The organism is Parvimonas sp. KA00067 (genome assembly GCF_001553085.1).
GTDB lineage: Bacteria > Bacillota > Clostridia > Tissierellales > Peptoniphilaceae > Parvimonas > Parvimonas parva.
Genome location: NZ_KQ960139.1, coordinates 1 through 4,701, shown reverse-complemented (window position 1 = coordinate 4,701; position 4,701 = coordinate 1). Strand labels below are relative to the sequence as shown.

Genomic DNA, 4,701 nt, shown 5'->3' with positions numbered 1-4,701 from the left:
AATAACTACTCTTTTAAATTCTAAATCCATAAGATAGTCTTTCTCCTTTAATTTTATACAATAAGTGTATCATTTTTTAACTATTTTTTCAATCTTTTTCAATCTTTTTCAATTTTTTTTAATATTTAAAGTTATATATTTACTAAAAAACTTATAATTTTCTAATCTACTTTTTGATAAATTAAAAAATTTACCTTAAATCATTATTTTACATTATTAAATTTTTATTCTATTCTTATTCTTTAAATAATAAACTCTCATTTCAACTAAAGTTTACATCGAATTGTTTCCAGAGAACCTTATTTTTTAACTATAAAAACTGCACCTATTTCTTGTATTAAATGTTTAGGTGCAGCACAATATATATCTTTATTATTACTTAATTTTTTTTATAATCTTTTTATTTAAAAACACAATAAATTTTTAGATAGAAGGTTTGTTCCAAATAATATTCTCTAATGTTTTTTTATTTTTATCGCATATCGTTTTAACAATTTTTTCATTTTTATATAAGCTTAAATTTACGCTAGGACAAATATTACAACAAAAGTATCTTATATCACAATATTTACAACTTTCTATATGGTCGACTATAGGTTCTAGAAATAATCTTGACTTACAGTTGTCACTTAATAACTCTGATAATTGCATAAATGAATTCTTCAAGTTATACATTGTTGAACATGGATAAATTTTCCCATCATGAGAAATATATAAGGAATTTATTCCCGATCCACAAACACACCTCATATTAAAGTGATTTTTTCTATTTTAAAATCTACTTCAGTATCTAATAAATAATTTATATAAATCAAGTCATCAATTAATTTATTCCAAATTCCTAATTTAAACTTTTTTTCTAAAACAAAGATTAACTCTGTTCTTGTATTTACATTGTCAATCTCACTAAGTATTAACTCTAAGCAAAACTTTGATAACTTTATCCATCCTTTATATTCTGATATGTTTCCACATATAACTTCTTCTTTTCTGTATAGCTCTCTTGCCATATAATTTTTATGTATTTTTTACTAACCATAAATATTCCCTACTACAACTTTATTATTTTAAAATCTTCATCATAAATATTATACTTTGTTAAATGTGAAATAATCATAAATTTACATTTATATAATTTTTTTATATTGTTTATAATTAATTTTATTGTTTCAACATCTAAATTTGCATCAGGTTCATCTAAAAAAAGTATTTGGGGGTTAGTTATTAACGCCCTAGCTATTGTTAATCTCATCTTTTCTCCTTTAGATAAAACACTTACTTTTTCATCAATATAAAAGTCAAGTCCATCATCCAAAGAATTAACCCAATTATCTAAACAAACTGTTTGTAAAGCTTTATATATTTTGTCATCACTAACATTTCTTTTATCAAGTAATATATTTTCTCTTACAGTACCTGAAAAAATCAAAGGCTCTTGAGATACATAAACAGGATTTCCACTATTTTCTAATTTACAATAATTAAAATTAATGCTCCCTTTATCAGGTTTTAAAATACCAAATATCAATTTAAAAATTGTACTTTTACCAATACCGTTTTTACCACAAATTATATAGTTATTTGAAAAGTCAAATTCTAAATTTAATCCATTTATTAAATACTCTTTACTGTCAAAAAATTTAAAAAATACATCCTTAAATTCTATCCTAGATACAGGCTTTAAAACAAATTTCGACATTTCAGAATTTTTTTTAGAATATAAAAAAGTGTTAACTTTAGAAATACTTATAAATATTTTTTGAATAATAGATATATATTCACCTGTATAACTCAAAAAGAAAATTATCCCTTCAACCATAGAAAAACATAGCAATAAATATCCAAAATTTATATCTCCTATTGAAACAAGATACATTCCATATATAATTATTATTAATTTAAATCCAATTTTATATACTATATTGTCTATAAAAAAAGTTATCGTCTCGTAAAATTTTATTTTTATTTTTTGTTTATAAACTTCCTCAAATACTTTTAAAATATCACTTTCTACTGATTCACTTAATCCAAAAATATTTATTATTATTAAATTATTAACATAATCAGATAAATATTTTATTTTAAGCTCAGTATTTTTTCTTATACACAAATATAATTTTTTTATAATTTTTATAAAAAACAAATTTAATATTATTGCAATTAAACCTAAAATGTAAAGGAATAGTAACATTTTGTATGAAGCATTAAAAATAACAATAGTTGATATAATACCTGATAAAATCGCTTGAAAAAACACTACAAGATCCCAGCCTAATATCTTTGAATCATTTATTACATCATATTGAATTAAAGTAATGTTTTCAGATGAATGTACAACATTATCTCTATTAAGAATTGATTTAAAAACTAAATTAGTTAAATTTTTAGTATATATATTAACACCTTTTTCCATATTATATCCCCAAAAAGGAATTAAAAACACAAAATATAAAAAAACTAAAAATGTTAATAACATTAATAAAAGATAATGCATTTTAGTATAATACAATTTCTCAAAAATTAAAAAATATAATATTCCAAAAAGAAAATCTGCAAAAACACTTTGAAATGAATTGAATAGAAATGAAATTCCAGAAAGCAAATTAAGACTTTTTGTTACTAAATTAATTTTTTTAAACATTAATTTCACTCTCCTTATTTATTTCAAAAACTTTATTATCTGAAATTTTAAGTATTCTATCACTCATATCCATAAGTTTTTTTCTATGTGTAACCAATATAGTTGTAACATTAAAGTTTTTTAACAAATCACAAAATAAATCCTCACTGTAATCATCAAGTGCAGATGTAGGTTCATCTAAAATCAAAAGACTTGGATTTCTAAATAATGCTCTGGCTATACAAATTTTTAATTTTTCTCCTCCAGATAAATTAGTTCCAAATTGCTTTACATCTATTTCTTTATCTAGTAAATAATTTATATCAAGCATTAAAGCTATATTTTCTAAAATTTTAAATTCAGAATTAGTTAAATCCTTTTTAAAGGTAATATTATAATTTATACTCCCATCAAACAAATATGTATTATTATCAACATATCCAATATTTTCCCAAATTTTTCTTTTTTCTTCATTAACATCAAATCCAAAAACATTTATTTTTGTTTTTTCATTTAAGTCATATAATCCTAAAATAATTTTTATCAGAGTAGACTTTCCTGAGCCAGTTTCACCAATTATAGAAATTTTTTCACCATTCTTTACACTAAAGTTTACATCCCTAAAAATAATTTTATCTCCATAATTAAAATCCAAATTTTTAACATTAATTACTGTATTATCAGTAAAGTTTGAACTTTTAAAATTATTCTTAACGATATGACAATCTTTTGAATCTATTATTTTTACAATATCATCCAACAAAACACTTATTGATTTCAAATTAGTGATTGTTCTTAAAAATTTCGTAAAAGGTAATGATATCCCAACAACCATACTAAGTAGTGCAAAAAACTGTCCATAGCTCATAGGAGAATATTTTACTCTTAAAATTGCTATAAAAATTAATATAATAGTTGGTAAATATTCATTTAATAGTGCAGGAATATAGGATATTTGTTCTCTAAATGTTAGATAATTTTTAGATTTCAATAATTTTTCTTGTTTTTTTCTATGTAAACTATCGATATAATTTTCAAGACAATTAATTTTTATATTTTCTATTTTTTCTAACATCTCTTTTTGAAAATTTATACAATCACTATGTTCTCTATAATACTTTTGTGAAGAATATATCAGTTTATCTGTTAACAAAAAGTCGATAAACACTGTAGTTACAACAACTGGTATAATTATCATAGCAGTTATTCTATCAATCAAAAAAATTCCCCAAAAAGTAAATATAAACGAAAAAGGTGTATAAATAAGACTGTTTAAATTATTATCTAGAAAATCTGTAAATTTTGAAATTCTATCCATAATTACAATAGAATTATTTAATTCTTCTTCTTTTAAATTTTTTATATTTAAAATATATTTACTCAAAATTTTATATTCCAGCTTTATAGCAATAACTGAAAACAAAAATTTTTTTAAGGTGCTCATTACCAAAAAAGCAAACAATAAGCACATAAATATTTTAACACCATAGTAATAAATACCATTTAATTCTATAAATTTATCAACTATTTTTTTAGTATAAACATAAACAAGAAGTTGACAAATAGAAGTTAATAGACAAACAGCAAAAATTACTATATTAGTAAAATAATTAAAATTAATAATTTTATAAAATTTTCTAACCAAAAAAATACCCCTTATCATCAATAAAAATATTTAACATCATTTAAAACTTTAGAATACTTAAAAATTTTCTTAACAAACATGTTATCAAAAATATAATTTTCCTTTATTATAATTCCAGAAGCTATAGCATTATAAAAGCTATTTCATTTTACAATAATTTTTCTTATATCTATCCAATCAACAAACATATTAATTTCTTTAAATAAAAACTTTCCATTATAAATAAGAATATCTTGAACACAATCCTTGCAGCTTCCAACAGATATTACATTTTTACACATGGCAGGATAAACCTTCTCATTATTTTTATTACTTTCGGAACATACTATTAAAACATTGTATTCATGTGATAGATTAATAATTATCTAGCTTCAGGAACTGAAATTGATGCAACTTGTTTAATCGGTGTTTCTGTTCCATAATAATCAACAGTAAA

4 protein-coding genes are annotated in these 4,701 nt (G+C 21.4%); all 4 read right to left on the bottom strand.

Annotated features, from left to right (window positions below):
- Positions 1-423 precede the first annotated feature (423 nt).
- The 4 genes from HMPREF3181_RS08095 to HMPREF3181_RS00585 are packed head-to-tail and all read right to left on the bottom strand — an operon-like array spanning position 424 to position 4,265.
- Positions 424-750: an SPASM domain-containing protein gene (locus tag HMPREF3181_RS08095; RefSeq protein WP_082713853.1), complete on the bottom strand. Its 327-nt coding sequence runs from the start codon at positions 748-750 to the stop codon at positions 424-426.
- The gene (locus HMPREF3181_RS00595) at positions 747-1,010 is read right to left on the bottom strand and encodes a hypothetical protein (RefSeq protein ID WP_068471982.1); all 264 of its coding nucleotides are present in this window, start codon (positions 1,008-1,010) and stop codon (positions 747-749) included. The genes HMPREF3181_RS08095 and HMPREF3181_RS00595 overlap by 4 nt, the downstream gene beginning before the upstream one ends.
- 41 nt (positions 1,011-1,051) lie before the next feature.
- Positions 1,052-2,641 carry an ATP-binding cassette domain-containing protein gene (locus tag HMPREF3181_RS00590; protein ID WP_068471980.1) on the bottom strand — a complete coding sequence of 530 codons (1,590 nt, stop codon included), beginning with the start codon at positions 2,639-2,641 and terminating at the stop codon, positions 1,052-1,054.
- Positions 2,634-4,265, bottom strand: a complete 1,632-nt coding sequence (locus HMPREF3181_RS00585; protein WP_068471978.1) for an ATP-binding cassette domain-containing protein — start codon at positions 4,263-4,265, stop codon at positions 2,634-2,636. Before HMPREF3181_RS00585 ends, HMPREF3181_RS00590 begins: the two co-directional genes overlap by 8 nt.
- Positions 4,266-4,701 lie beyond the last annotated feature (436 nt).

Excerpts from the sequence above, each read along its gene's own strand:
- HMPREF3181_RS08095 (WP_082713853.1), bottom strand. The coding sequence starts at position 750 with ATGAGGTGTGTTTGTGGATCGGGAATAAATTCCTTATATATTTCTCAT.
- HMPREF3181_RS00595 (WP_068471982.1), bottom strand. The coding sequence starts at position 1,010 with ATGGCAAGAGAGCTATACAGAAAAGAAGAAGTTATATGTGGAAACATA.
- HMPREF3181_RS00590 (WP_068471980.1), bottom strand. The coding sequence starts at position 2,641 with ATGTTTAAAAAAATTAATTTAGTAACAAAAAGTCTTAATTTGCTTTCT.